General features: G+C 68.5%; 22 protein-coding genes. 12 read left to right on the top strand and 10 right to left on the bottom strand.

Annotated features, from left to right (window positions below):
- Window positions 1-20: 20 nt before the first annotated feature.
- Window positions 21-1,676, top strand: a complete 1,656-nt coding sequence (locus tag ROJ8625_RS08485) for an alpha-glucosidase (RefSeq protein ID WP_085791462.1) — start codon at window positions 21-23, stop codon at window positions 1,674-1,676.
- 25 nt (window positions 1,677-1,701) lie between these two features.
- Entirely contained in the window at window positions 1,702-2,787 is a 1,086-nt protein-coding gene (locus ROJ8625_RS08480) for an ABC transporter ATP-binding protein (protein ID WP_085791461.1), read from the top strand.
- Window positions 2,788-2,793: 6 nt separating this feature from the next.
- Here ROJ8625_RS08480 and ROJ8625_RS08475 read toward each other — a convergent pair whose 3' ends face one another.
- Window positions 2,794-3,942, bottom strand: coding sequence for a hypothetical protein (locus tag ROJ8625_RS08475; RefSeq protein ID WP_085791460.1), 1,149 nt, complete (start codon window positions 3,940-3,942; stop codon window positions 2,794-2,796).
- A gap of 199 nt (window positions 3,943-4,141) precedes the next feature.
- Here ROJ8625_RS08475 and uvrA point away from each other — a divergent pair, with 199 nt between their 5' ends.
- Both uvrA and ROJ8625_RS08465 read left to right on the top strand, forming a co-directional pair.
- Window positions 4,142-7,006: an excinuclease ABC subunit UvrA gene (uvrA, locus tag ROJ8625_RS08470; RefSeq protein ID WP_085791459.1), complete on the top strand. Its 2,865-nt coding sequence runs from the start codon at window positions 4,142-4,144 to the stop codon at window positions 7,004-7,006.
- Between the two features lie 101 nt (window positions 7,007-7,107).
- Window positions 7,108-8,112 (top strand): LacI family DNA-binding transcriptional regulator, encoded by a 1,005-nt coding sequence (locus tag ROJ8625_RS08465; protein ID WP_234984217.1) that lies wholly within the window; start codon window positions 7,108-7,110, stop codon window positions 8,110-8,112.
- Window positions 8,113-8,133: 21 nt separating this feature from the next.
- On the opposite strand, the gene ROJ8625_RS08460 is transcribed toward ROJ8625_RS08465, so the two are convergent.
- The 7 genes from ROJ8625_RS08460 to acs all read right to left on the bottom strand — a co-directional run bounded on the left by ROJ8625_RS08460 (window position 8,134) and on the right by acs (window position 16,926).
- Window positions 8,134-9,525, bottom strand: coding sequence for a 3'-5' exonuclease (locus ROJ8625_RS08460; RefSeq protein ID WP_085791457.1), 1,392 nt, complete (start codon window positions 9,523-9,525; stop codon window positions 8,134-8,136).
- 5 nt (window positions 9,526-9,530) lie between these two features.
- Window positions 9,531-10,034, bottom strand: coding sequence for a hypothetical protein (locus ROJ8625_RS08455; protein ID WP_085791456.1), 504 nt, complete (start codon window positions 10,032-10,034; stop codon window positions 9,531-9,533).
- A gap of 19 nt (window positions 10,035-10,053) precedes the next feature.
- On the bottom strand, window positions 10,054-11,877 hold the full coding sequence (locus ROJ8625_RS08450) for a DUF294 nucleotidyltransferase-like domain-containing protein (RefSeq protein ID WP_085791455.1): 1,824 nt from the start codon (window positions 11,875-11,877) through the stop codon (window positions 10,054-10,056).
- A 224-nt stretch (window positions 11,878-12,101) separates the two neighbouring features.
- Entirely contained in the window at window positions 12,102-13,886 is a 1,785-nt protein-coding gene (locus tag ROJ8625_RS08445) for a sodium:solute symporter family protein (RefSeq protein ID WP_085791454.1), read from the bottom strand.
- Between the two features lie 6 nt (window positions 13,887-13,892).
- Complete coding sequence (locus ROJ8625_RS08440; protein WP_085791453.1) at window positions 13,893-14,177, bottom strand: DUF4212 domain-containing protein; 285 nt, start codon at window positions 14,175-14,177, stop codon at window positions 13,893-13,895.
- Between the two features lie 101 nt (window positions 14,178-14,278).
- Window positions 14,279-14,968: an adenylate kinase gene (locus ROJ8625_RS08435; protein WP_085791452.1), complete on the bottom strand. Its 690-nt coding sequence runs from the start codon at window positions 14,966-14,968 to the stop codon at window positions 14,279-14,281.
- 5 nt (window positions 14,969-14,973) lie between these two features.
- Window positions 14,974-16,926 carry an acetate--CoA ligase gene (acs, locus tag ROJ8625_RS08430; protein ID WP_085791451.1) on the bottom strand — a complete coding sequence of 651 codons (1,953 nt, stop codon included), beginning with the start codon at window positions 16,924-16,926 and terminating at the stop codon, window positions 14,974-14,976.
- A gap of 420 nt (window positions 16,927-17,346) precedes the next feature.
- Here acs and ROJ8625_RS08425 point away from each other — a divergent pair, with 420 nt between their 5' ends.
- From ROJ8625_RS08425 to ROJ8625_RS08415, 3 genes are all read left to right on the top strand, one after another.
- Window positions 17,347-18,366 (top strand): C4-dicarboxylate TRAP transporter substrate-binding protein, encoded by a 1,020-nt coding sequence (locus ROJ8625_RS08425; RefSeq protein WP_085791450.1) that lies wholly within the window; start codon window positions 17,347-17,349, stop codon window positions 18,364-18,366.
- Between the two features lie 76 nt (window positions 18,367-18,442).
- Window positions 18,443-19,072 carry a TRAP transporter small permease subunit gene (locus ROJ8625_RS08420; RefSeq protein WP_085791449.1) on the top strand — a complete coding sequence of 210 codons (630 nt, stop codon included), beginning with the start codon at window positions 18,443-18,445 and terminating at the stop codon, window positions 19,070-19,072.
- Window positions 19,072-20,472 (top strand): TRAP transporter large permease, encoded by a 1,401-nt coding sequence (locus ROJ8625_RS08415; protein ID WP_085791448.1) that lies wholly within the window; start codon window positions 19,072-19,074, stop codon window positions 20,470-20,472. Before ROJ8625_RS08420 ends, ROJ8625_RS08415 begins: the two co-directional genes overlap by 1 nt.
- A gap of 15 nt (window positions 20,473-20,487) precedes the next feature.
- Here the strand turns inward: ROJ8625_RS08415 and ROJ8625_RS08410 are convergent, their stop codons facing one another.
- The gene (locus tag ROJ8625_RS08410; RefSeq protein ID WP_085791447.1) at window positions 20,488-20,736 is read right to left on the bottom strand and encodes a hypothetical protein; all 249 of its coding nucleotides are present in this window, start codon (window positions 20,734-20,736) and stop codon (window positions 20,488-20,490) included.
- A gap of 155 nt (window positions 20,737-20,891) precedes the next feature.
- Complete coding sequence (locus ROJ8625_RS08405; RefSeq protein ID WP_085791446.1) at window positions 20,892-21,692, bottom strand: response regulator; 801 nt, start codon at window positions 21,690-21,692, stop codon at window positions 20,892-20,894.
- Between the two features lie 100 nt (window positions 21,693-21,792).
- Between ROJ8625_RS08405 and ROJ8625_RS08400 the strand changes: the two genes are divergently transcribed.
- Genes ROJ8625_RS08400 through ROJ8625_RS08380 form a run of 5 tightly spaced genes read left to right on the top strand, consistent with a single transcriptional unit; the run spans window position 21,793 to window position 25,971 of the window.
- Window positions 21,793-21,993, top strand: coding sequence for a NepR family anti-sigma factor (locus ROJ8625_RS08400; protein WP_306372289.1), 201 nt, complete (start codon window positions 21,793-21,795; stop codon window positions 21,991-21,993).
- Window positions 21,990-22,547, top strand: a complete 558-nt coding sequence (locus ROJ8625_RS08395) for an RNA polymerase sigma factor (RefSeq protein ID WP_085791445.1) — start codon at window positions 21,990-21,992, stop codon at window positions 22,545-22,547. The genes ROJ8625_RS08400 and ROJ8625_RS08395 overlap by 4 nt, the downstream gene beginning before the upstream one ends.
- Before the next feature lie 3 nt (window positions 22,548-22,550).
- Window positions 22,551-24,278: a sensor histidine kinase gene (locus ROJ8625_RS08390; protein WP_085791444.1), complete on the top strand. Its 1,728-nt coding sequence runs from the start codon at window positions 22,551-22,553 to the stop codon at window positions 24,276-24,278.
- Entirely contained in the window at window positions 24,278-25,234 is a 957-nt protein-coding gene (locus ROJ8625_RS08385) for an amidoligase family protein (protein WP_085791443.1), read from the top strand. Before ROJ8625_RS08390 ends, ROJ8625_RS08385 begins: the two co-directional genes overlap by 1 nt.
- Window positions 25,231-25,971, top strand: coding sequence for a gamma-glutamyl-gamma-aminobutyrate hydrolase family protein (locus ROJ8625_RS08380; protein ID WP_085791442.1), 741 nt, complete (start codon window positions 25,231-25,233; stop codon window positions 25,969-25,971). Before ROJ8625_RS08385 ends, ROJ8625_RS08380 begins: the two co-directional genes overlap by 4 nt.
- The last annotated feature ends 112 nt before the right edge of the window (window positions 25,972-26,083 follow it).

The following is a 26,083-nucleotide window of genomic DNA, read 5'->3' as shown; positions in this document are numbered from 1 at the left end:
CAGGAAAAGGGACAACGCGGATGAATGTGGCCCCCTCGGTTCAGCCCACCCGCGACGACGCGAACACGGATTGGTGGCGGGGTGCGGTGATCTACCAGATCTACCCGCGCTCGTTCCAGGATTCGAACGGCGACGGGATCGGCGATCTGCTCGGTATCGCGCAGCGGCTGCCGCATGTCGCGTCGCTGGGCGTGGACGCGGTGTGGATCTCGCCGTTCTTCACCTCGCCGATGCACGATTTCGGCTACGACGTCAGCGACTACTGCGACGTCGATCCGATGTTCGGCAGTCTCGCGGATTTCGACATCCTGATCTCCACGGCGCACAGGCTCGGGCTCCGGGTCTTCATCGACCTCGTGCTGTCGCACACCTCGATCGAGCATCCGTGGTTCAAGCTGTCGCGGACCTCGCGCGACAACGCCAAGGCCGACTGGTACGTCTGGGCCGATCCCAAGCCCGACGGCACGCCGCCCAACAACTGGCTGTCGATCTTTGGCGGGTCCGCGTGGCAGTGGGACGGCACGCGGATGCAGTACTACATGCACAACTTCCTGACGGAGCAGCCGGACCTGAACTTCCATTCGATGGAGGTGCAGGAGGCGCTTCTGAACATCGCGCGGTTCTGGCTCGGCCGCGGGGTCGACGGCTTCCGCCTCGATACGATCAACTTCTACGTCCACGACAAGGAGTTGCGCGACAATCCTCCGCTTCCGCCGGAAGAACGCAATCCGATCACCGCGCCGGCGGTGAACCCCTACACGTGGCAGAACCATCTCTACGACAAGACGCAGCCGGAGAACCTTGAATTCCTGAAGAAACTGCGCGTTCTGATGAACGAATACAACGCCGCCGCCGTGGGCGAGGTCGGCGAGGATCAGCGCGGGCTCGAGGTGCTGGGCGAGTACACCGGCGGCGACGACAAGATCCACATGAGCTACGCCTTCGAGCTTCTGTCCGACAAGATGCCGACGGCGCCCTACATCGCCGAGGTCTTCGAGAAGGTGGAGGCGGTGGCGGCGCGGGGCTGGGCGTGCTGGGCGTTCTCCAACCACGACGTGCCGCGGCACCTGACCCGCTGGAAACTGACCGAGGCGGGGGCGCGGCTGTTCAACACGCTGATGATGTGCCTGCGCGGATCCTGCTGCCTCTACCAGGGCGAGGAGCTGGCGCTGCCGGAGGCCGAGATCGCCTACGAGGATCTGCAGGACCCCTACGGCAAGAAGTTCTGGCCGGCCTTCAAGGGGCGTGACGGTTGCCGCACGCCGATGGTGTGGGAGCCCTCGAACCAGAACGGCGGCTTTTCGGCGGGGATGCCGTGGCTGCCGGTCAGCCACGAGCACCTCAACCGCGCGGTGTCGACCCAGGAGCAGGACCCCGCGGCGATCCTGCACCACTACCGCCGGGCAATCGCGTTCCGGCACGCTCACACGGCGCTGATGATGGGCGACCAGTCGCGCATGGAGGCGGTCGGCGACGTGCTGACCTTCACGCGCAGCGACGGGGAGGAGACCATTTTCTGCGCGTTCAACCTGTCGGGTGATCCGGGACTGCTGGAGATGCCCGAGGGTACGTGGCGGCAGATCGGGATCGAGCTCGGCTCGGCCGGGCCGGCGCCCGACGGACGCCTGCATCTCGGGCCGTGGCAGCCGGCCCTGCTTCTGAAGGCTGCGGACTAGGACGGACGGGAGGAGGAGACCCGAGATGGCGACACTGAAACTCACCGATGTCGGCAAGACGTACGGTGGCACGGTCGAGGTGCTCAAGGATATCAATCTCGACATCGACAAGGGCGAGCTGATCGTCTTTGTCGGGCCGTCCGGGTGCGGGAAGTCGACGCTCCTGCGGATGATCGCCGGGCTGGAAAAGATCAGTTCCGGCTCGCTCGAGATCGACGGACAGCTGGTCAACGACGTGCCGCCGGCGCAGCGCGGCATCGCGATGGTGTTCCAGTCCTACGCGCTCTATCCGCACATGACGGTGCGGGACAACATGAGCTTCGCGCTGAAGATCGCGAAGAAGTCGAAGGACGAGATCGACGCCTCGGTGGCCAAGGCCGCGAAGATGCTGCAGCTCGATCCCTATCTCGACCGCCTGCCCAAGGCGCTGTCGGGCGGACAACGCCAGCGCGTCGCCATCGGCCGGTCGATCGTGCGCGACCCGAAGGTCTATCTCTTCGACGAGCCGCTGTCGAACCTCGACGCCGCGCTGCGTGTCGCCACGCGGATCGAGATCGCGCAGCTCAAGGAGCAGATGCCCGACTCGACCATGATCTACGTCACCCACGACCAGGTGGAAGCGATGACGCTGGCCTCGCGCATCGTGGTGCTCGCCAACAAGGGCATCGCGCAGGTGGGCACGCCTCTCGAGCTCTACGAGACGCCGAACAGCGAGTTCGTGGCGCAGTTCATCGGCTCTCCGGCGATGAACCTCTTGCCGGGCGAGATCGTGGAGACGGGCGACCGGACGACGGTGAAGATGACCGGCGGCGGCACCGCGGTGTCGGCGATCGGGACGCGGCCCGAGGACAAGGGCAAGACGGTCAACGTGGGCGTGCGCCCCGAGGACTTCGTCGAGACCGAGGGCGAGCACATCTACGAGGGCCGGGTGGACATCACCGAGGCGCTCGGGGAGGTGACGCTGCTCTATTTCGAGACGAAATCAGACGAGCCGGTGATCGGCAAGCTTCCGGGCGTGCACGCCGACCTGCGGGGCCGGCAGGTCAAGCTCGGCGCGAAGCCCGAGAAGGTGCACCTGTTCCACGACGGCCGGTCGATGCTCTATCGCTGAGCCGGGTCACTCGGTCACGGTGATCGGCCGGCGGGCCAGCACGCGGTCGTCCGCGCCGAGGTGATAGCGCAGCTCGTAGCGGCCCGGCGTTTCGGGCGCCTGCAGGAGCGCGGGGCTGTCGTCGCCGACGTAGACAAAGGACAGGGTGTCCCCGTCGGGCGCGGCGACGCCGGCGATGCTCACGAAGTCGCGCCGGTAGTTCGGCCCCTCCCATGCCACGGGGATGTTTTCGCCTGCCGGCACGGTCTCGGGTGCTTCGATGCGGGCGGAGACCTCGGTGAGCGTGATGGGGCGGCGCGCGAGCACCGTCTCTCCGACGCCGGCGGCGACGTAGCGCAGCTCGTAGGTGCCGGCCTCGGTCGGCATGTCGAGGATCAGCGGGCTGCCGTCGCGCACGTAGCGGAAGCTCTCGTAGCCGGGATCGTCGGCGCGCGCGACGCTGAGGAAATCGCGCGGATAGGCCGGGCCGTCCCACGTCACGACGACGGGTGCGCCGGCGGTGGCCGTCTCCGTGGCGTCGAGCGTCGCGGACACCTCGACCACCTCGAGCGGTTGGGCTGCCAGCACCGTGTCGCCGGTGTTCATCACGTATTGCAGCTCGTAGGCGCCGGGGGCGTGGGGCGCCGTCACGGTCAGCGGCGCGCCCATGCGCGTCGGCGTCGACGCGGCGGTGCCGCCGTCCGCCGCCCGCGCGATGGCGATGCGGTCGCCGGGATAGTCCGGCCCGTCCCAGTCGACCGAGAGCGCGTCGCCCGCGCGCGCCCGCGGCGCGGCATACAGCGTGGCGGAGACCGGCAGCACCTCGATCGGCCGGCGGGCGAGGACCTCGCTGCCCGCCGCGGCAACGTATCGCAGCTCGTACTGCCCGGGCTCGGCCGGCATCGTCAGCCGCAGCGGACTGCCCCGGCCCGTTGGCTCCAGCGCGACGTATCCGGGATCGTCCGGCGCGGCGACGGCGATGTAGTCGCCCGGCGAGTCCGGTCCGAGCCAGACCACCGGCACCGGCTCGCCCGCGTCGACCACCTCGTCGGCCTCGAGCACCACGTTCGTGACTTGGGTCGCGGGCTCCTGCGCCGCCACCGGTACGACGGCGACGAAGAGGCCGAGGCCGGCGGCCAGGATCGGGACGGGACACGAGGGGATCAGGCACGTCATGGCCCGACCTTACCCGGTGCCGGCGCCGTGTGAAGCCTGTCCGTCGCTGCCCGCCGCGCAGGCGTCAGGCCCGCACGCCGACCCGATTCCGGACAAAGTGTAAAATCATGGTAAAAGTTCTCGGAATGTTCCAGGCTGCGATTGGCACGGCGCGGAAAGCCGACTACATGCTGCGATTGGCGCAGGAACGAGAGCGGACATGCCCGAACTGAAGCACATCGAGGTGCGCGGCGCGCGCGAGCACAACCTCAAGAGCGTGGATGTCGACATCCCCCGCGACCAGCTGGTGGTGATCACCGGCCTGTCGGGGTCGGGCAAGTCGTCGCTCGCCTTCGACACGATCTATGCCGAGGGCCAGCGACGGTACGTCGAGAGCCTGTCGGCCTATGCGCGGCAGTTCCTCGACATGATGGAAAAGCCCGACGTGGACCACATCTCGGGCCTCTCGCCGGCGATCTCGATCGAGCAGAAGACCACGTCGAAGAACCCGCGCTCGACCGTCGGTACGGTGACCGAGATCTACGACTACCTGCGGCTGCTCTTTGCCCGGGTCGGCACGCCGTATTCGCCGGCGACCGGCCTGCCGATCGAGGCCCAGCAGGTGCAGGACATGGTCGACGCGGTGATGAAGATGGAGGAGGGCACGCGCGGCTATCTCCTCGCGCCGATGATCCGCGACCGGAAGGGCGAGTACCGCAAGGAGTTTCTCGAGCTGCGCAAGCAGGGCTTCCAGCGGGTGAAGGTGGACGGCACGTTCTACGAACTGGACGAGCCCCCGACGCTCGACAAGAAGTATCGCCACGACATCGACGTGGTCGTCGACCGCATCGTGGTGCGCGAAGGGATGGAGACGCGGCTGGCGGATTCGTTCCGCACCGCGCTCGACCTCGCCAACGGCATCGCCGTGCTGGAGACCGCGCCGCGCGAGGGCGAGGGCGAAGCCGAGCGCATCACCTTCAGCGAGAACTTCGCCTGCCCGGTATCGGGCTTCACGATCCCGGAGATCGAACCGCGGCTGTTTTCGTTCAACGCGCCGTTCGGCGCGTGCCCGGCCTGCGACGGTCTGGGGGTGGAGCTGTTCTTCGACGAGCGGCTGGTCGTCCCCGATCAGAACCTGACCATCTCGAACGGGGCGATCGCGCCCTGGCGCAAGGGCAAGTCCCCGTACTTTACGCAGACGATTCAGGCGCTTGCGAAGCATTACGAATTCGACGCCAATACCAAGTGGGTGGATCTTCCGGACTTCGTGAAACAGGTGTTCCTGTTCGGCTCGGGCGAGGACGAGATCCCGTTCCGCTACGATGAAGGTGGGCGCGTCTACAATGTGACCCGCACCTTCGAGGGCGTGATCCCGAACATGGAGCGGCGCTACCGCGAGACAGACTCGAGCTGGATCCGCGAGGAATTCGAGCGCTACCAGAACAACAAGGCCTGCTCGGTCTGTGGCGGCTACCGGCTTCGCGAAGAGGCGCTGGCGGTCAAGATCGGCGGTCTGCACGTGGGCGAAGTGGTCGAGATGTCGATCAAGGGTGCTTATGATTGGTGCGCCGGCGTGCCGGATTCGCTGACCAAGCAGAAGAACGAGATCGCGCGCGCGATTCTCAAGGAGATCCGCGAACGCCTTGGATTCCTGAACAATGTCGGCCTCGACTACCTGACGCTGTCGCGCTCGGCCGGCACCCTGTCGGGCGGCGAGAGCCAGCGGATCCGGCTGGCGAGCCAGATCGGCTCGGGCCTGACCGGCGTGCTCTACGTGCTGGACGAACCTTCGATCGGCTTGCACCAGCGCGACAACGACCGCCTGCTCGGGACGCTGAAGAACCTGCGCGACCAGGGCAACACGGTGATCGTCGTCGAGCATGACGAGGAGGCCATCCGCGAGGCCGACTACGTGTTCGACATCGGCCCCGGTGCGGGCGTGCACGGCGGACAGGTCGTGGCCCACGGCACGCCGCAGGAGATCGCCGCGAACGAGAAGAGCGTCACCGGCCAATACCTTGCCGGGACACGCGAAATCCCCGTTCCGGCGGAGCGGCGCAAGGGCAATCGCAAGAAGCTGAAGGTGGTCAACGCCACCGGCAACAACCTCAAGGACGTGACCGCCGAGTTCCCGCTCGGCAAGTTCATCTGCGTGACCGGAGTGTCCGGCGGCGGCAAGTCGACGCTGACGATCGAGACGCTCTACAAGACCGCGGCGACGCGGCTGAACGGCGCGCGCGAGACGCCGGCGCCCTGCGAAACGATCAAGGGGTTCGAGCATCTCGACAAGGTGATCGACATCGACCAGCGCCCGATCGGGCGCACGCCGCGGTCGAACCCGGCGACCTATACGGGAGCGTTCACGCCGATCCGCGACTGGTTCGCCGGGCTGCCGGAGGCGAAGGCGCGCGGCTACAAGCCCGGCCGGTTCTCGTTCAACGTCAAGGGCGGCCGCTGCGAGGCGTGCCAGGGCGACGGCGTCATCAAGATCGAGATGCACTTCCTGCCGGACGTCTACGTCACCTGCGAAACCTGCCAGGGCGCGCGCTACAACCGCGAGACGCTGGAAATCCGCTTCAAGGGCAAGAGCATAGCCGACGTTCTGGACATGACGGTCGAAGACGCGCAGGACTTCTTCAAGGCCGTGCCGTCGATCCGCGAGAAGATGGACGCGCTTGTTCAGGTCGGGCTCGGCTACATCAAGGTCGGCCAGCAGGCAACGACGCTGTCTGGCGGCGAGGCGCAGCGTGTGAAGCTGTCGAAGGAGCTGGCAAAGCGATCGACCGGCCGGACGCTCTACATTCTCGACGAGCCGACCACCGGGCTGCACTTCGAGGACGTGAAGAAACTTCTCGAAGTGCTTCATTCCCTTGTGGACGCCGGAAACACCGTAATCGTGATCGAGCACAATCTCGACGTCATCAAGACGGCGGACTGGCTGATCGACATCGGGCCGGAAGGCGGCAACGGTGGCGGCGAGATCGTTGCGGTTGGCACGCCCGAGGACGTCGCGCAGGTCGAGCGTTCACACACCGGGCGCTACCTCAAGGATATGCTCAAGCCGCGCAAGGTCGCCGCCGAGTAGCCGCCTTAAGGCATTCTTAGTCTTTTGCGGGTTTGATGGTCTTCGGTGACCGGACCAAGGGGCCGGTCGCGGGCACGGCGAGCGTTGCGAGGCGGCGGATCTTGGCGGACGGGACGGGCGACAGGGGTACGCAGGTCGCGTTCGCCCGGCCGACGATCCGTGATGTCGCCCGGCACGCCGGTGTCTCGAAGTCGACGGTGTCGGTCGTGCTCCGCGGCGGGCCCGTGCGCCCGGAGACCGCGGCGCGCGTCCGGACGGCAGTGGCACGGCTCGGCTATGTCCACGACGGGCGCGCCGTCCGGTTTCGGACCGGGGGTGCGGGGCCGATCGGGGTGGCGCTGGCGCCGCTCGACGATCCGCTGGTGGCAGGCGTACTCACGGGCCTGTCGGCCGCGGCATCGGAGGCGGGCCGGGCGCTTCTGCTGGCGGCGCCGGACGATCCGGGTCAAGCGGCAACCGTCGGGGCCGAAAACCCGGTGCTGCCGGTCGCGGCGCGGCTGCGGGCCGAGGGGGCAGCCGCGCTTGTGCTTGACGGTCGGGCCGGGCGGATCGGGCCGATCGGGCCCGTGCCGGGTATCGCGCTCGGCCGCGCGGACGGGAGCGTGCCGTCGGCGTGCCTCGACGCGGCGCAGGCGTTTCGGCTGGCGCGCTCCGTGCTCGCGGCCGGCGGCGCGACACGCTTCGTGATCGCCGGAGCGTCGCCCGTGATCGATCCGGGCGCACCGTGGCGCGAGGCATCCTGGGTCTGCCTGCGGGACGCGGAGTCTTCGCTCTGTGCGAGGTTGGGAAAATCGCTCGGCAGGGACAGTAACGCTCCGACGGAGTCGACGGCGCCCGAGCGATGGATCGATGCGCTTGACCCGGCCGACGGCGTTGTCTGCCTTTCGCCCGCCTCGGCCACGCGTGCGCGGGCATGCGGCATGCCGGCTGCACGGATCGTGACGGTGGGAGCGGCGCATCCCGGGGCCGGCGCCTGGATCGCGGCGGACACGCGGGATCTCGGTCGGCGCATCGGGCGCGCGCTGATCGCGCGATGCGCGGATCCCGGCGCGTCGATCGCGGATATCGCCGGCCCGGTCTGGCTCCGTCGTGGCGAGGCGCGCTAGGGCGTATCGCGACGAGAGGGCCTAGTTCAGATCCTCGAGCAGGCGGCCGTGCCGGCGTGTCTCGGCGATCAGCGCGCCGAACGTGTCGATGCCGCGGCCTTCGAGCATCGCGATCATGCGCAGGAGAACCTGCGCGGTCACCTCGGCGTCGCCCATGGCCGTATGGCGCCCCGCCGCCGGCACCGCCACGCCCAGCCGTTCGGCCAGCGCGTCGAGCGTGTGGCGCTCTGTCGTGCCGAAGAGCACCGCCGACAGCAGCACGGTGTCGAGGATCGGGTGGTCCCAGACGAGTCCGCCCTCGGCCGCGTGGCGCCGCAGGAAGGCCATGTCGAACGGGGCGTTGTGGGCGACGATCACCGCGCCGGTGGCGAAGTCGTGAAAGCGGCGCGCGGCCTGCAGGATGCGCGGCGCGCCGGCGACCATGCGGTCGGAGATGCCGTGCACGCGCGTCGCGCCCTCGGGAATCGGGCGCCCCGGATCGACCAGCGTCTCGAACCGCTCGCCGGGCACGATGCGCCCGTTCAGGACGCGCACCGCGCCGATCTGCACGATCTCGTCGCGATGCGGCAGAAGGCCCGTCGTCTCCGTGTCGAAGACGCAATAGGTCAGGTCGGACAATCGCTGATCGGCGACCGCGCCACCGTCGCCGGACCGGTCCGACAGGGCGAAATCGTAGACGATGGGCCGCGCGGCGCTCGGGTCGAGCGTCGTCTCTTCGGCGTCGATGACAAGCAGGTAACCGCCGCCATCCATCGGTTTGAGCTGCGCCGCGAAGGTCTGCGCGCCACCGCGCGCGGGCAGCTTGGCCGAGGCGGCGAGGCCGGACCGGTCGATTTCGGCCCGAACGGCCCGCAGCGGTCCGGCCTCGAAATACTCCGACAGGCGCGCGCCGAGCCGCGGCGGCGCCATCTGCGCCAGCACCTCGGCCGCCTGACCGTCGTAGAGCACGATCCGGTCGTCGGCGTTCACGAGGATCGTGGCGACCGGGATCTCGGTCAGGAGCGCGGTCAGCCGCGCGCGCTCGGCCTCGAGGTTCCGGGTCTCGGCGGCCACCGCCTCGGCAGTGGCGAGCGCGCCGTCGCCCAGGGCGCGCGTGACCGCGTCGGCCGCGGGCGCGAGATCCCCGAGATAGCGCGCGGCCGACAGGTCGAGCGTCGTCGTCGCGCCGGAATGCGCCCGGACCCGAAGCTCGGCCGCGAGCCGTTCGAGCGGGCGCGCGACGTTCGTGTCGAAGAGCCACCAGAAGAGCGTGCAAAGCCCGAGCAGCAGGAAGGCGGAGACCACGAACGCCATGAGAAAGCCGCTGTCGGGCCGGGCGCTGCCGAGCGCGATGCCGGCGCCCACGGCACCGATCGCGCCGGCGGCGAGGGCGGCGAACATCGCCAGGACGCGGAGGCGGAAGGACCCGCGCATCGGGGTCAGGCCGCCGCGGCGCAGACCGACGCGACGATCGGGTCGTCGGCGCCGACCTCGCGCCAGACCGGCTCTCCGCCGTCGCCGCCGGCGGGATCGGCCCGGCGCCCGTCCTCGCAATCGACCATCACCTGGAGCGCCTGCGTCGCGCGCCAGCGGCCGAAGAAATAGAGATCGGCGAGGTAGAGCCCCTCATCCTGCGCGTTGGCGCGGAGGCCCGCCGCGTCGACGACGACGAAGCGTTCCACCATCGGCACGGCGTAGGTCCACGGACGCCACCAGTGCCGGCCCTCGACTGCGCTGGCCACGACCATGCCGTCGGGCAGGCTGCCGCGCGTGCGGTCGTACCAGCCGTATTCGTTCGAGATCGCCGCGGCCAGCATTGCGCCCCCGGCAGCGACCGGCACGAGCCAGCGCGGCACGCGTTCCCCGAGAAGCCTGCTCGCCAGGAGCATCAGGCCGGCGCCCGCCACCCCGGCGAGGACCACCGCGACGAGTTCGAAGACCATGCCGTTTCCTCCCCGAAACTCAGCTCAGCATCCCGCGTCCGTGGCCGACCGAGGACTGCATGCCCTTGACCACCACGAAGGCGTCGCGCAGGTGCGCGCGATCAAAATCCGACAGCTCGGCCGGCGCAAGGAAATTGTCCGGCGCCTCGCCGCGCCGCACCTGCCGGGCCTGGTGGTTCAGGCGCGTCTCGGCGATGTGGTCATAGGCATCGAGCAGATCCTGCCCGCCGCGCTCGGAGATGACGCCCGCGCTGCGCGCCGCGGCGAGCCGCGCGCGCGTGTTCACCGGCAGGAGCCGGCCCTGCAGCGCATAGACGCGGCCGAGATCGGTCACCGGCACTACGCCAGAATGCTTGAGGTCCAGCGTGTTCTTGTGCTCGCCCGAGCGGATCAGCGCGAAGCCCCGGATGAGGCCGAGGGGCGGCGTGTGCTTGAGCGAGTTGGCGATCATGTGGGACACGAAGATCGAGTTCTTCTGCGCCTTTGCGAGCGTCTCCTCGCGCAGGTCGTCAAACAGTGACCGCGTGCCGCCGATGGCGCGAAGATCGAACATCACCGACGCCAGCATCTGCGCCTCGGGGTCGGGCCGGGAGATCCACGTGCGGAAGTAGTCGCGCCAGACGCGCAATGGCTGCCGCCAGCGCGGGTTGGTCGCCATCATGTCGCCGGGGCAGTAGACGTAGCCGCAGGTGTGCAGCCCGTCCGACACGAACCGCGCCAGCCTGTCGAAATATCCGAAATCGGTCTCGGTCGCCGCGTCGTCGAGGATCAGGCAGTTGTCCTGGTCGGAGACGCCGGTCTGTTCCTGCCGGCCCTGGCTGCCGCAGGCGAGCCAGAGATAGGGCACCGGGGGCGGCCCGAACTCGGCCTCGGCCAGCGCGAGCAGGCGGCGCGTCGCGGCGTCGGCGATGTCGGTCACGAGCCGGGTGGTCACCTCGTGGCGGTTGCCGGCGGCGACGAGCTGCGACAGCAGTTGCGGGATCCGCGCGGTGACGCGCGCCATCTCCTCGGCGGTGTCGGCGGTCGCCACCTCGCCCACGAGGTCGGCCGACGTGACCGCCTGGTAGCGGGTCAGATCGGTCTGGGTGACGATCCCGACGAGCCGCCCGGCGACGCAGATCGGGAGGTGGCCGATGCCGTGCTCCATCATCGCGTGAAGGACGTCCGAGCCGAGCGCCGACGGTTCGAGCGTGACCGGGTCGCGGGTCATGATGTCCGACAGCGGCGTGTCGAGCGATCGGCCCTCGGCGACGATCTTGCCCGACACGTCGCGCAGGGTGACGATCCCGGCAAGCCGGTCGCCCTCGGTCACGCAGATCGAGGAGACGCCTGCCGCGCGCATCCGGCGTGCCGCGTCCTGCGCAGTGGCGTCGGGCGGGCAGGTGAGCGGGGACCGCGCCATCAGGGTCTCGACCCGGCTGGTTGCGAGGTCGTTGCCCTCGGGCCGGGCCTGGCGGCGGCGGTCGAAGAAGCGGCGCACGTGGTCGTGCGCGGCGACGAGGTCGTGATATTCGGCGGCCGGCAGGACGAGCAGCGTGGCGTCGCTGCGCGCGGTGGCCGTGGTCGCGGCGAGGCCGTCGCGGCCGAGCCCGCGTTCGCCGAAGGAGTTGCGGGGACCGAGCAGGGAGATCTGCGCGCCGTGTTCGTCGCGCACCTCGATCTCTCCGGTGACGACGATGTAGAGCCCGTCGAGCCGATCGCCGAAGGTGTAGACGGGGTGGCCGGCGGCCACGTCCTGCTGGCGGAACCTGTGGGCGAGCGCGCGGCGCGCCTCGGGCGTCAGGGCCGCGTAGGGATCCATCGCCGAGAGGAAATCGACGAGAGCGTCGGGATCGAGCGCCATGGCCGGGTCTCCGGTGGATGGATGGCCCGCCCGCGAGGTGTCGCGGACGGGCCGGAACAAGGGGCGGCGTCACGCGCCGCAGGGGCAGGGGCGGCTGGCGCCGCCGGGGCAGGGGCGGCGTCATGCGCCGCCGTGGCAGGGGCGGCGTCATGCGCCGCCGTGGCAGGGGCGGCGTCATGCGCCGCCGTGGCAGGGGCGGCGTCATGCGCCGCCCGCCGCCGGGGTCAGTGGGACTGGGCGGTTCCGGCGCCGCGCGGCACGCGCACGCTTTCCACCAGGTCCTTGATGTCGTCCGGCACCGGCTTGGTCATCGACGCCACGATGTAGGCCACCGCGAAGTTGATCGCCGCGCCGACCGCGCCGAACGAGGTCGACTTGATCGTGCCGATCATCGGGTCCGCATCGGTGAACATGTTGGTGTCGGGGATGAAGAACCAGCCCTTGTGCAGGAAGATGTAGATCAGCGTGGTGCCGAGACCTGCGAGCATGCCCGCCACGGCGCCGCTGTTGTTGATCTTCGTCGAGAAGATTCCCATCATCAGCGCCGGGAAGATCGACGACGCCGCGAGGCCGAAGGCCAGCGCCACCGTCTGCGCCGCGAAGCCCGGCGGATTGAGCCCGAGCCACGTGGCGATCGCGATCGACACCGCCATCGCGATCCGGGCGGTCAGAAGCTCACCCTTCTCCGAGATGCCGGGGTTGATCGCCCCCTTCACGAGGTCGTGGCTGACCGCCGAGGAGATCGCGAGCAACAGGCCCGCCGCCGTCGACAGCGCCGCCGCGATCCCGCCTGCGGCCACGAGGCCGATGACCCAGCCGGGCAGGTTGGCGATCTCGGGGTTGGCGAGCACGAGGATGTCGTTGTTGAAGTTGGTCAGCTCGTTGCCTTCCCAACCGGCTTCCTCGGCGCGCGCCTGCATGTCGGCATCGCCGTCGTTGTAGTACTGGATCCGGCCGTCGCCGTTCTTGTCTTCCCAGCCCAGAAGGCCGGTCTGCTGCCAGGTCGGCATCCAGTCATAGGCCGGATCGCTCTCGATCGTCTCGATCGCCACCGCCTCGCCGTCCGTGCCGTTCGGCCAGAACAGTTCGGTGATGTTGAGCCGCGCCATCGCGCCAACCGCCGGGGCGGTGAAGTACAGAAGCGAGATGAACACCAGCGCCCAGCCCGCGGACCAGCGTGCGTCGGCCACGCGCGGCACGGTGAAGAAGCGCATGATGACGTGCGGCAGACCCGCGGTGCCGATCATCAGCGACAGCGTGAACAGCAGCATGTTGAACGTGTCGCCATTGTGCGCGGTGTACTCGTTGAAGCCGAGATCCGTCACCACCTGGTCGAGACGCGCGAGCAGCGGCTCGCCGGAGCCCTGATGCTCGCCGAAGAGACCGAGGGCCGGGATCGGGTTGCCGGTCAGCTGCAGCGAGATGAAGATCGCCGGGATGGTGTAGGCGAAGATCAGCACGACGTACTGCGCCACCTGCGTGTAGGTCACGCCCTTCATGCCGCCGAACACCGCGTAGGCGAACACGATGACCGCGCCGAGCAGCAGGCCGGTGGTGCTGTCCACCTCGAGGAAGCGGCCGAAGGCCACGCCGACGCCGGTCATCTGCCCGATCACGTAGGTCACCGAGGCGACGATGAGGCAGATCACCGCGACGAGCCGCGCGGTCGGGCTGTAGAACCGGTCGCCGATGAACTCGGACACCGTGTACTTGCCGAACTTGCGCAGGTAGGGCGCGAGCAGGAGCGCGAGCAGAACGTAGCCGCCGGTCCAGCCCATGAGGTAGGTGGAGTTGTCGTAGCCGGTGAAGGCGATCAGGCCGGCCATCGAGATGAACGAGGCCGCCGACATCCAGTCCGCCGCCGTCGCCATGCCGTTGGTGACGGGATGCACGCCGCGGCCTGCGGCGTAGAACTCGCTGGTGGAGCCGGCGCGCGCCCAGATGGCGATCCCGATATAGAGCGCGAAGGACGCGCCCACGAAGATGATGTTGATGATCGTCTGGTCCATGGCGGGTTACTCCTCGTCCACGCCGAATTTGCGATCGAGGCTGTTCATCCGCCACGCGTAGAAGAAGATCAGCGCCAGGAAGACGATGATCGATCCCTGCTGTGCGAACCAGAAGCCCAGGTCGGTGCCGCCGATGCCGATGCCCGACAGGGCCGGGCGCAACAGGATGCCGAAGCCGAAGCTCACGAGCGCCCATATGATGAGAGAGCCGATGATGAGACGGATGTTGGCCTTCCAGTAGGCCACCCCGTCGGACGTCGCGCGGGACGCGTGCTGTGTCTGATCCGCCATGAGCTGCGGGTCCTCCTCCTGTGAAACTGTCCGGGCCGGTGACGGCCCGTTCCTCCGTGTCGACGGGCCGCGGTCGCTCCGCGCCCCGCCGGGTCGTCGTGTCAGTGCCGCGCCGCGCGGATCACCGCCGCGAGACGGTCGCCGATCTCGCCGATGGAGCCCATCGCGTTGATCCGCACCAGCGCGTCCTGCGCGTCGTAATGGGCGATGAGCGGCGCGGTCTGCGCGTGGTAGGCCGCGAGGCGGGTCGCCACCGTCTCGGCGGTGTCGTCGGCGCGCCGGATCATCTCGGTGCCGCCGCACTTGTCGCAGGTCTCGGGCGCGGCGGTCGGCTTGAACGTCTCGTGGTAGCCTTCGCCGCAGCCGGCGCAGGTGAAGCGCCCGGAGATCCGCTCGACCATCCGGGTGTCGTCGACGTCGAGGCTGATCGCGGCGTCGATCCGCTCGCCGCGCTCGGCGAGGAGCCCGTCCAGCGCCTCGGCCTGCGCGGTGGTGCGCGGAAAACCGTCGAGGATGACGCCCGCGCGGGTGTCGGGCTGCGTGAGCCGGTCTCGCAGGATCGCGACCACGATGCCGTCCGACACCAGATCGCCGCGCGCCATGACCTCCTCGGCGGCGCGGCCGGCGGGGGTGCCGGCGCGGACCGCCTCGCGCAGAAGGTCACCGGTCGAGAGCTGCACGAGGCCGAAGCGCTCCTGCAGCATCCGCGCCTGCGTGCCCTTGCCGGCGCCCGGGGGGCCGAGCAGGAGAAAGACCGGTGTCGTCGCGGAGACCTGACTTTGCCCGTCCATCGCCCTCACCCCTTGTTCTGCCGGTTTTCGATGAGGTCGTCGACGACGGCGGGGTCGGCGAGCGTCGATGTGTCGCCGAGGGATCCGTAGTCGTTTTCGGCGATCTTGCGCAGGATGCGGCGCATGATCTTGCCGGACCGGGTCTTGGGCAGGCCGGGGGCCCACTGGATGAGGTCGGGTTTGGCGATCGGGCCGATCTCCTGGCGCACCCAGGTCTGGAGCTCTTTCTTGAGCTCGTCGGAGGCCTCGACCCCGGTCATCAGGGTGACGTAGCAATAGATGCCCTGGCCCTTGACGTCGTGGGGGTAGCCCACGACCGCGGCCTCGGCGACCTTCTCGTGGGCGACGAGGGCGCTCTCGACCTCGGCGGTGCCCATGCGGTGGCCCGAGACGTTGATGACGTCGTCGACGCGCCCGGTGATCCAGTAGTCGCCGTCGGCGTCGCGGCGGCAGCCGTCGCCCGAGAAGTAGTAGCCCTTGTACTGCTGGAAGTAGGTGTTCTCGAAGCGCTCGTGATCGCCCCAGACGGTGCGCATCTGCCCCGGCCAGCTGTCGGCGAAGGCGAGCACGCCCGAGGCCTCGGTGTCGTCGATCTCCTTGCCGCTCTCGGGCTCGAGCACCACCGGGCGCACGCCGAAGAACGGCTGCATCGCCGCGCCGGGCTTGGTGGCGTGGGCGCCGGGCAGGGGCGTGATCAGGTGCCCGCCGGTCTCGGTCTGCCAGTAGGTGTCGACGATCGGGCAGCGGTTCTGGCCGACCACGTCGTTGTACCACGCCCAGGCCTCGGGGTTGATCGGCTCGCCCACCGTGCCGAGGATGCGCAGCGACGACAGGTCCGAGCCGGTCACGTAGGCGTCGCCCTGGCCCATCAGCGCGCGGATCGCCGTCGGCGCGGTGTAGAACTGGGTGACGGCGTGCTTTTCGCAGACCTGCCAGAAGCGGGAGGCGTCGGGCCAGGTGGGCCCGCCCTCGAACATCAGCGTGGTCGAGCCGTTGGCGAGGGGGCCGTAGACGATGTAGCTGTGCCCGGTGACCCAGCCGACATCGGCGGTGCACCAGTAGATGTCGCCGTCATGGACGTCGAAGGTGATCTCGTGGGTCATCGCGGCGTAGACGAGGTAGCCGCCGGAGGTGTGCACCACGCCCTTGGGCTGGCCGGTCGAGCCGGAGGTGTAGAGGATGAAGAGCGGATCCTCCGCGCCCATCTCCTCGGCCGGGCAGTCGGTGGCGGCGTCCCGCATCGCCGCGGTGAGGTCGACGTCCTGGCCGGTCCAGGTGGTCTGGCCGCCGGTGCGCTTGACCACCAGGCACTTCACCCGGTCGTCGCAGTGGATCAGCGCCTTGTCGGTGTTCGACTTGAGCGCGGTCTTGCGGCCGCCGCGCGGCGCCTCGTCGGCGGTGATGACGACCTTGGCGCCGCAGCCGTTGATCCGCTGGCCGAGCGCGTCGGGCGAGAAGCCGGCGAAGACGACCGAGTGGATGGCGCCGATCCGCGCGCAGGCCAGCATCGCGTAGGCGGCCTCGGGGATCATCGGCAGGTAGAGCACCACGCGGTCGCCGCGGCCGACGCCGTGGTCCTTGAGCACGTTGGCCATGCGGCAGACGTTCTCGTGCAGCTCGCGGTAGGTGATCGCCTGCGCCGGCTCCTCGGGATCGTCGGGCTCCCACAGGATCGCGGTCTGCTCGGCGCGGGTGGCGAGATGGCGGTCGACGCAGTTCTCGGCCACGTTCAGCGTGCCGTCCTCGAACCACTTGATCGACACCGACCCGTGGGTGAAGTCCACGTCCTTGATCCTCGTCGGCGCCCGGCGCCAGTCGAGACGCTTCGCCTCCTCGGCCCAGAACCCCTCGGGATCCTCCACAGAACGCGCGTACATCTCCGCGTACCGCGCATGATCCACATGCGCCCGCGACACGGTCGCATCGCTGGGGGTGAAGGTCTTGGCATGATCGTTCATGGACCGGTCCTCCTCATCGCCGGATCGGAGGCCTCCTCCTCCGATTTTGCGCAAAGCATAGCGATCGGCGAAAACAATGAAATAAGTCACTCAATCGAAATGGTTTTTCTGTAAATTGTTTTCCGCGGACGTCAGCGTGTTGTAAAGTTCGTTAACCGCCCAATCCGTAATCACATGGAAATACGGGTGTTTAGCGCAATCAGGCCCGAAGCGCCGACCGCGCCGCCGCAGGCCCTGGCGTGACGTTGCGTCGCAAGCGTGGGCGCCGACAGCGCCGCGCCTGGCCCGCAGCGGGTCGCGCGGGGCGGTATCGGAGCGCGCGCGAGGCCTGTCGCGACTCGACGCTTGCGCTTCGGGTCCGAGCCCGTAGGCTGATCGGCAGCGGCGCCGCAGAGCCCGCACCACAGGGAGGACATCGCAATGACACGACGCATCACCGGCCGCCTGGTCGTCTCCGCGCTCGCCATCAGCTTCGCCGGCGAGGCGATGGCGACGGAATGGAACGTCTCGCTCTGGGGCAAGCGCCGCGCCTTCACCGAGCACGTGCACAAGCTCGCCGAGCTGGTCGAGGAGAAGACGGACGGCGAATTCACGATGAACATTTCGTATGGCGGGCTGTCGAACAACCGCGAGAACCTCGACGGGATCTCGATCGGCGCGTTCGAGATGGCGCAGTTCTGTGCCGGCTACCATCCGGACAAGAACCGCGCGATCACGGTGCTGGAACTGCCCTTCATGGGGGTCTCGACGCTCGAGGAGGAGACCGCGGTCAGTCACGCCGTCTACGATCACCCCGCGGTGACCGAAGAGATGGCGCAGTGGAACGCCAAGATGCTGATGACGTCGCCGATGCCGCAATACAACATCGTCGGCACCGGCGAGCCGCGCGACGAACTGGCGGACTTCGACGGGATGCGGGTCCGGGCGACCGGCGGCCTGGGCGAGGCGTTCCGCGCCGTGGGCGCGGTGCCGACGTCGGTCACCTCGTCCGAGGCCTACCAGGCGATGGAGGGCGGGGTCGTCGACACCGTGGCCTTCGCCCAGCACGCGCACCTGTCCTTCGGCACCATCAACGAGGCCGACTGGTGGACCGCGAACCTCAACCCCGGGACGGTGAACTGCCCGGTCGTGGTCAATATCGACGCCTACGAGTCGCTGTCCGAGGACGAGCGCGCGGCGCTCGACAGTTCCGTGCCCGAGGCGATCGACCACTACCTCGCCAATTACGGCGAGCTGCTCGCGCGCTGGGACAGCGTGCTCGAGGAGCGCGGCGTCGAGAAGGTGATGATCTCCGAAGAGCAGCTCGCGCAGTTCGAGGAGGTCGGCGGCGCCCCGATCCAACAGGCCTGGATCGAGGAAATGAGCGGGCAGGGCCTGCCGGCGCAGGAACTGTTCGACCTCGTGAAGTCGACGTTGAACGAGCAGCGCGGCACGAACTGATCCGCCGACCCGTCCGTTCCGCTTCCGGGCGGGCCTGCGCGCCTGCCCGGACGCCGCCCCTCGCGAAAGGATCTCCATGGCCGGAGCCGCTGCCGTCCTCGAGGACGACAGCCTGCTCAGCCGCCTCGATCGGCGGCTGGCGCGGGCCGAGCGCGTCCTTGCCCTGATCTCGGGCGTCTTCGCCTTTGGGCTGATGGTGCTCGCCGTCGTGTCGGTCACGGGCCGCAACGGCTTCAACGAGCCGCTGCCCGGCTATGTCGACTGGATCGAGGCTTTCATGCCGCTGATCGCGATCCTCGGAATTTCGTATGTCCAGCGGCAGGGGGGCCATATCCGCATGGACATCGTCGTCGGCGCGCTGCGCGGCCGGGCGCTGTGGCTCGCCGAGTGGATCACGACCTTCCTGATCCTCGTGCTGATGGTGGCGCTGGTCTGGGGCTCCTGGGCGCATTTCGACCGCAGCTTCGATTTCGGCGCCCCGATGTGGAGCCGTGACAGCTCGATCGACATCGGCCTGCCGATCTGGCCGGCCAAGCTCGTGGTGCCGATCGCCTTCGCCGTCATGTGCGTGCGGCTGGTGCTGCAACTCTGGGGCTACGGCCGGGCGTTCGTGCTCGGGCTCGAGTCGCCGGTCGCGGTGCCGTTGGTGCAGTCCGCGGCCGAGATCGCGGCGGCCGAGGCGCGGCAGGTGGAGGGCCGGGACTGATGGAACCGATCGAGATCGGGCTGTGGGTCACTGGCGGGCTTCTCGTCATGGTCGTGCTCGGCATGCGCGTGGCCTTTGCCGCGGGCCTGGCCGGGCTCCTCGGGCTTGTCTGGATCTTCTGGGTGCGCAAGGACTACGCCGCCGAGGAATTCGGCTGGGCGCTGTCGGTCGCGGTCCAGACCGCGGGGCAGGTGCCCCATTCCAAGGTGTCGAGCCAGGCCCTGTCGCTCATTCCGACCTTCATCCTGATCGGGTACCTCGCCTACTACGCGGGGCTGACGCGGGCGCTGTTCGAAGCGGCGAAGCGCTGGATCGCGTGGGTGCCGGGCGGTCTGGCGGTGTCGACCGTGTTCGCGACCGCGGGCTTTGCCGCGGTGTCGGGCGCGAGCGTGGCGACGGCGGCGGTGTTCGCGCGGATCGCCATCCCCGAGATGCTGAAGGTCGGCTACGACAAGCGGTTTGCCGCGGGCGTCGTGGCCGCGGGCGGAACGCTGGCCAGCCTGATCCCGCCCTCGGCGATCCTCGTGATCTACGCGATCATCGTCGAGCAGGACGTGGGCAAGCTTCTGCTGGCGGGGTTCCTTCCGGGGGTGTTCTCGGCCTTCGTCTACGGTGCGCTCATCATCGGGCTGGCGCTGACGATCCGCGGCTTCGGACCGCCGGTGTCGGGCTTCACGTGGCGCGAGCGGCTGGTGGCGCTGCCGCCGGCGCTGCCGATCGTGGCGGTCGTCGTCATCATCATCTTCTTCGTCTACAACCCGTTCGGTGGCGATGCGTGGGGCACGCCGACCGAGGGCGGTGCGATCGGCGCGTTCATCGTGTTCTGCATGGCGCTCTGGCGCGGGATGCGGTGGGGCGAGCTGAAGGACGCGCTGATCGAGACGGCCAAGCTGTCGATCATGATCTTCTCGATCATCTGGGGCGTGCTGATCTACGTGCGCTTCCTGGGGTTCGCGCAGCTGCCCGACGCGTTCTCGAACTGGATCACGTCGCTCGACTATCCGCCGCTTCTCATCCTGGTGTGCATCCTGCTGGCCTACGCGGTGCTCGGCATGTTCATGGACGCGATCGGGATGCTGCTTCTGACGCTGCCGGTGGTCTATCCCGCGGTGATGGCGCTGAACGGCGGCGAGTTCGTGAGCGCCGAGCAATCGGCCTTCGGCATGAACGGCACGATGTGCGCGATCTGGTTCGGCATTCTCGTGGTCAAGATGGCCGAGTTCTGCCTCATCACGCCGCCGATCGGGCTCAACTGCTTCGTCGTCGCGGGCGTTCGTCCGGATCTTTCGGTGCAGGACGTGTTCCGCGGGGTCACGCCGTTCTTCATAGCCGACGCGGTGACGATCTCGCTGCTCGTGGCGTTTCCGGGGATCGTGCTCTGGCTGCCGTCGCTGGCGTGAGCCGGCGCGGCGCGCTCACTTCCGCTGGCGGTTGATGACACCGAACTCGCGGTCGAGCGCGATCTCGTAGCGCCCGTCGGAGCACAGTGCATCGTGGATCGCGAAGCCCTGTGCGGTACGCTCGATATCGTTCGGTGCGACCTCGCACCCCATGTCGGCCAGCACCGACAGGATCTGCGCGACCTCCGCGCGGGCGGGCGCCTCCTGCGCCGAGACGGGGGCGGCGGCGGCGATGATCGCGAGGGCGAGGGCGAGGCGGGGCACGGCGGCTCTCCGGTCGGGATGGGCATCGGACCCGAAGTGCGGGCCCGGCCGGGCCTCAGTCATGCGCCCTGTGACCGCGAGGGGCAAGGGCGGAAACGACGACGCCCCGCCGGCGGACCGGCGGGGCGTCGGTGTCAGTCGCGCGGGCCGCGATTTCAGGCGCGCAGCGTCTCCGTCGAGGAGAAGAACATCGCCTGGCTGATTGCCGAGCGCACCTGCTCTTCCGAGTAGGGCTTCGAGATCAGGAAGGCAGGCTCGGGCTTGTCGCCGGTCAGCAGCCGCTCGGGGAACGCGGTAATGAAGATCACCGGCCGTTCGCCCAGTTGCCCGAGAATGTCGTTGACCGCATCGACGCCCGACGAATTGTCCGCAAGCTGAATGTCCGCGAGGATAAGGTCGGGTGCCTCCTGATGCGCGAGCTTGATCGCGCCGTCGCGGGTGCGGGCCACGCCGGTGACCCGATGGCCCAGATCGGCCACGATGCTCTCGAGATCCATGGCGATGATCGCCTCGTCCTCGATGATGAGCACGCGACCCGACATGCCGTCGGCCATCTCGCGCCGGGCGGTGTCGATGAGCGTCTCGGCCTCGTCGGCGCCGGTCTGCATGATCTCGCCCACCTCGGCCATCGAGAATTCCTCGATGGTGTGCAGCAGCAGCGCTTCGCGGCTGTTGGTGGTCAGCTTGGCGAGATGGCGTTGCGCCGCGGCGCGCGGACCGGTGTCGTCCTCGGTGACGGGTGCCCCGGTGGTGATCCAGATGCCATGGAAGACCTGGAAAAGTCCCGCCTTGCCGGAACTCGCTTCGGCCACCATCGTTCTGTCCGCGAGAACCGCCTCGAGTGTGGCGGCGGCGTATTTGTCCCCGGTCGTCTGCGACCCGGTGAGAGCGCGGGCGTACCGGCGCAGGTAGGGAAGCGCGGCACCGATTTCGCTGCTCAGGTCGGCTTGTGTCATGGATACGTCCCTTGAAAACTTTGTTGGGAACCGAACGCTCCCGCGTGCAGTTGGTTCCCGAGTTCAGGTTACAGAGTGATGGCAGGCGCGTGTAAGGAAAATGATGGCTCAGCCCCGGGACAAGACGAAGCAAGCGCAAGTGATAGATGATAATCTCAAGCGTGTGTATCAGGACATGCTCAAGGAAGACGTGCCCGATCGGTTCCTCACGCTGCTGGAGCAGCTGAAGGAACAGGAGCAGGGTGACGCGGGTCAACTCAACGGCGTTTCCGCGGAGCCGGAAAGCAGGCGCAGCAAATGAATGCGGATCCTCGCGACGAAATCGTTCAGCACCTGCCGGCGATGCGTGCCTTCGCGCTCAGCCTGACGCGCAATTCTTCCCTCGCCGACGACATGGTGCAGGACAGCCTCGTAAAGGCGTGGACAAAGATCCATACGTTCGAGCCCGGGACGAACATGCGGGCTTGGCTCTTCACGATCCTGCGCAACACCTACTATTCCAACCGGCGAAAGGCCGGGCGGGAAGTGTCGGACAGCGACGGCCTGATGACCGAGGGTCTGTCCGAAAAGCCGGCCCATGACGGGCGCCTGCAGCTTTCGGATTTCCGCCGCGCCTTCGCACAGCTGAATGACGAACAGCGCGAGGCGCTGGTTCTCGTGGGCGCGTCCGGCTTTTCCTACGAGGAAGCGGCGGACATGTGTGGCGTTGCCGTCGGCACGATCAAGAGCCGGACGAACCGCGCACGCTCGCGACTTGCGCAGCTGATGCACCTGACCGATGACGAGGCGCTGGAAATGACCGACAGCGCAACGATGGCGGTGGTCGCGGGCAACCGATCCTCCGCAGCAGGATAAGTCATGATCGGCGCGACTGGTCCGCGTCCGGTCCCAAGCGGGCTCGGCGCCCGTATCATCGGGTTCCTGACCATCGCGCTCGTGCCGCTGGGAATCGTGGCGTACTGGCAGACAGCGAAGCTCGAGGAGGAGACCCGGGCCCGCGCGCAGCTTAGCGTCACCGGCATCACCGAAAACGCGGCCACGTCGGAGCGGCGCAACGTTCTGCGCGCGCTCGGCGCCGCGCAGGCAATCGGCGCGACGGACGGGATCGTCGGCACGGATACCGAAACCTGCGATCTGTACCTGTCGGATTTCCGTGGATCGAGCCAGAACTACACCTTTGTGGGCGTCCTGCTGAAAAGCGGGCGCGTCCGGTGTTCCTCGGCCGGCAGCGATATCAGCCTCGACCGGTTTCCGCGGATCACAGACGCCGTTCAGGAGCCGTTCCCGGCGGTGATCCGCGTCGACGACCCGTCGGTCAGCCCCGGTCCGGTCGTCGTCGTGACCGAGCCGTTTTCGACCGATGGCGTGCTGCAGGGGCACGTGGCGATCTCGATCCCGGTCGAGTTCTTCCGCCCGAGCCGGCCGAGCGGTGAGGATTACCTCGAACTGCTGACGTTCAGCCGCACCGGTCAGATCCTGACGACCGGTCTTGGCTACGATCAGGCGCAGGAGCTGTTGCCGACGCAGATGGATCTCGCGGCGCTCGCCGGGGGGTCCGAGCACAGTTTTCTCGCGCGGAGTGCGGATGGCGAGGAAAGGATCTTCGCGTTCACGCCGGTCGTTCCGGATCTCGTCTACGCGTTGTCGGTGTGGCCCCAGAACAGTTCGGCGGCGACGACGCTCGGCACAGGCGGGCTGGCGCGGTCGCTGCCGCTGGTGATGTGGGTGGCAAGCGTGATCGTTGCCTACCTCGCGGTGAACCGTCTCGTGATCCGCCACATCCGGACGCTGCGTCACCAGATGCGCAGTTTCGCCCGCGACCGGCGCGTGCCAGGGCAGATCGCCTCGGCCGACATGGCGCTGGAGCTGCGGGACATGGAGAACGACTTCCTGCACATGGCCGACTCGATCATGCAGGACGAGGCGCAGCTCGAGAACACGCTGCGCGAGAAGACGATCCTGCTGAAGGAGGTTCACCACCGGGTGAAGAACAATCTCCAGCTCATCTCGTCGATCATGAACATGCAGATCCGGCAGAGCGACAGCGAGGAAACGCGGCGCGTCCTGCAGCGTCTGCAGGAGCGCATCCGCGGGCTCGCGACGATCCATCGCAATCTCTACCAGACCGGCGACCTGGGCCACGTCAACGCGGCGCAGCTGCTGTCGGAGCTGATCGAGCAGATGAACATCGTCTCGCGCGACAGCAACGTGACGGTGGAAGTCACCAAGAGCCTTGCCGAGATCGAGGTCTACCCGGACCAGGCCGTGCCCATGTCGCTGCTCGTGGCCGAGGCGCTGACCAATGCGGGCAAGTACATGCAGCCGGACGCCGACGGGGTCTATCGGCTTCATGTCGACCTGAAGCGCGACGGGCCCGAGCGCGGCGTGGCGCTGGAGGTGGTCAACAGCTGTGGAGACATGCCGCTGGCGGACGACGCGGATCGCACCGGGCTCGGCAACCGGTTGATCCAGGCCTTCGCCACGCAGCTGGGCGGCGCGCTCGAACAGGGAAGCGTCGACGGGCGCTATCGCGTCCGGGTCCTGTTCCGTCTGTCCGACTTCAAACCCGAAGTGGTCGATTTCTGATGCCGGACCGGACCCCTCCCAAGATCGCGGAGCTGCCGCGGCCGGATACCCGAGAGGGCACGCCGCGGCGCGTCGGCGTCGAGATCGAGCTCGGCGGCCTCGAGGAGCGCCGGGTCGCCGAAATCGCCGCCGACACGCTCGGAGGAGAGATCGGGCTTGGCGGCGAGAAGGGATTTGTCGTCCAGGGGAGCGCGGCCGGCGACCTCGAGATCTACCTCGACACGGCGCTCCTGAAGCGGCCCGAGGGCTGGCTAGGCGAAAGCCTGCATTCGGTCGCACGCACCGTTGTGCCGGTCGAAATCGTCACCAGCCCGATCGCGCCCGCCGACATCGCGGCGCTCGACCGGCTTCTGGGCGCGCTGCACGCCGCCGGCGCCACAGGGACGGCCTCGGGGCTCTTTGCCGGCTACGGGGTTCATTTCAACCCGGAGGTCGTGTCGACCGACCTGTCGGACGTGCAGCCCGTCCTCAGTGCCTACGCCTTCTGCGAGGACGCGCTGCGCCGCGAGATGGAGATCGACATCGCCCGCCGGGCGCTGCCGTTCGTCGACCCGTATCCAAGAGCGCTGCTCGACGGGCTGGCCAAGGGCGTGATCCCGGACATGGCGGCGCTGATCGATCTCTACCTGGAGCGCGCGCCGTCGCGGAACCACGGGCTCGACATGCTGTGCCTCTTCGCGCACATCGATCGCGACCGGGTGGCGCAAAAGCTCGACCTGTCCTCGATCGCGGCGCGTCCGACCTTTCATTACCGATTGCCCGATTGCCGCATCGACGAGCCCGACTGGTCGCTGGCGCTCGAGTGGAACCGTTGGGTGCGGATCGAGCGGATCGCGGAGGATTCCGGGCTCGTGCGCGAGCTCGCGCGCGAATGGCGCGCCCACCGCGACTCCCTGACCTCGGTGCGCGGAGACTGGACCCGCAAGGTGGCGGCGCGCCTCGGAGACGTCGCATGAGCCGTCCGATCGTCGGAGTGACCGTGTCGCGCCGGTCCGGTTGGCGCATCTTCCCGCTGATGTGGCTGAATATCCGGCTGGCCGGCGGCCGCGCGATCAAGTGGCGCGCCGGCCGCGAGGTCGATCTGGACAAGGTCGACGCGGTGGTCATCGGCGGCGGCGACGACATCGCGCCGCAGCTCTATGGCGGCGAGGTCCGGCTGGGCGTGCGACTCGATCCCGACCGCGACGCGCTGGAGCAGGAGGTGATCCGGCAGGCCTTCGATCGGAACCTGCCGGTCCTCGGGATCTGCCGCGGGGCGCAGATGCTGAACGTGGTGCTGGGCGGCGACCTGCACCAGGAAGCCTATGAGGTCTACGACTCGCGTTACCTGCGCACGATCCTGCCGCGCAAGCGCGTGGACGTGACCGAGGACAGCCTGCTGGCGCGCACGACCGGCGCGCATTGCCTGCAGGTCAACGCGCTGCACACGCAGGCGGTCAAGCGGCTGGGGTCCGAGCTTCGGGTCGCCGCGCGCGATTCCGGCGGCATGATCCAGGCGGTGGAGCGCGTGCGCGACCCGTTCGCGCTCGGCGTTCAGTGGCACCCCGAGCACATCTTCTACCGCCGGGCGCATCGCCGCATCTTTCGCGCGCTGATCGAGGCGGCCCGGGCGCGGGGCACCGCGGGCGGCCAACTGGCCGCGGCGGAGGCCGAAGCCCGCGACAACGCCCTTGCCGGCTCGGCGCCGGGCTGATCCCGGCAAGGCGCCGCTGTGTCCGCAGGGACACGCCCTCACGTCATGGCTGTCCTGCGGGAACCTGACGGCTCGGCCATGGTTATGACTGCAAACCATACGAGGAACCGAG

Origin of the sequence: Roseivivax jejudonensis (assembly GCF_900172265.1) — a bacterium.
Taxonomy (GTDB): Bacteria; Pseudomonadota; Alphaproteobacteria; order Rhodobacterales; family Rhodobacteraceae; genus Roseivivax; species Roseivivax jejudonensis.
This window is presented reverse-complemented; position numbering and strand designations above follow the sequence as displayed.

Coding starts and splice junctions, on each gene's coding strand:
- ROJ8625_RS08485 (WP_085791462.1), top strand. CDS start 21: ATGAATGTGGCCCCCTCGGTTCAGCCCACCCGCGACGACGCGAACACG.
- ROJ8625_RS08480 (WP_085791461.1), top strand. CDS start 1,702: ATGGCGACACTGAAACTCACCGATGTCGGCAAGACGTACGGTGGCACG.
- ROJ8625_RS08475 (WP_085791460.1), bottom strand. CDS start 3,942: ATGACGTGCCTGATCCCCTCGTGTCCCGTCCCGATCCTGGCCGCCGGC.
- uvrA (WP_085791459.1), top strand. CDS start 4,142: ATGCCCGAACTGAAGCACATCGAGGTGCGCGGCGCGCGCGAGCACAAC.
- ROJ8625_RS08460 (WP_085791457.1), bottom strand. CDS start 9,525: ATGCGCGGGTCCTTCCGCCTCCGCGTCCTGGCGATGTTCGCCGCCCTC.
- ROJ8625_RS08455 (WP_085791456.1), bottom strand. CDS start 10,034: ATGGTCTTCGAACTCGTCGCGGTGGTCCTCGCCGGGGTGGCGGGCGCC.
- ROJ8625_RS08450 (WP_085791455.1), bottom strand. CDS start 11,877: ATGGCGCTCGATCCCGACGCTCTCGTCGATTTCCTCTCGGCGATGGAT.
- ROJ8625_RS08445 (WP_085791454.1), bottom strand. CDS start 13,886: ATGGACCAGACGATCATCAACATCATCTTCGTGGGCGCGTCCTTCGCG.
- ROJ8625_RS08440 (WP_085791453.1), bottom strand. CDS start 14,177: ATGGCGGATCAGACACAGCACGCGTCCCGCGCGACGTCCGACGGGGTG.
- ROJ8625_RS08435 (WP_085791452.1), bottom strand. CDS start 14,968: ATGGACGGGCAAAGTCAGGTCTCCGCGACGACACCGGTCTTTCTCCTG.
- acs (WP_085791451.1), bottom strand. CDS start 16,926: ATGAACGATCATGCCAAGACCTTCACCCCCAGCGATGCGACCGTGTCG.
- ROJ8625_RS08425 (WP_085791450.1), top strand. CDS start 17,347: ATGACACGACGCATCACCGGCCGCCTGGTCGTCTCCGCGCTCGCCATC.
- ROJ8625_RS08420 (WP_085791449.1), top strand. CDS start 18,443: ATGGCCGGAGCCGCTGCCGTCCTCGAGGACGACAGCCTGCTCAGCCGC.
- ROJ8625_RS08415 (WP_085791448.1), top strand. CDS start 19,072: ATGGAACCGATCGAGATCGGGCTGTGGGTCACTGGCGGGCTTCTCGTC.
- ROJ8625_RS08405 (WP_085791446.1), bottom strand. CDS start 21,692: ATGACACAAGCCGACCTGAGCAGCGAAATCGGTGCCGCGCTTCCCTAC.
- ROJ8625_RS08400 (WP_306372289.1), top strand. CDS start 21,793: ATGATGGCTCAGCCCCGGGACAAGACGAAGCAAGCGCAAGTGATAGAT.
- ROJ8625_RS08395 (WP_085791445.1), top strand. CDS start 21,990: ATGAATGCGGATCCTCGCGACGAAATCGTTCAGCACCTGCCGGCGATG.
- ROJ8625_RS08390 (WP_085791444.1), top strand. CDS start 22,551: ATGATCGGCGCGACTGGTCCGCGTCCGGTCCCAAGCGGGCTCGGCGCC.
- ROJ8625_RS08385 (WP_085791443.1), top strand. CDS start 24,278: ATGCCGGACCGGACCCCTCCCAAGATCGCGGAGCTGCCGCGGCCGGAT.
- ROJ8625_RS08380 (WP_085791442.1), top strand. CDS start 25,231: ATGAGCCGTCCGATCGTCGGAGTGACCGTGTCGCGCCGGTCCGGTTGG.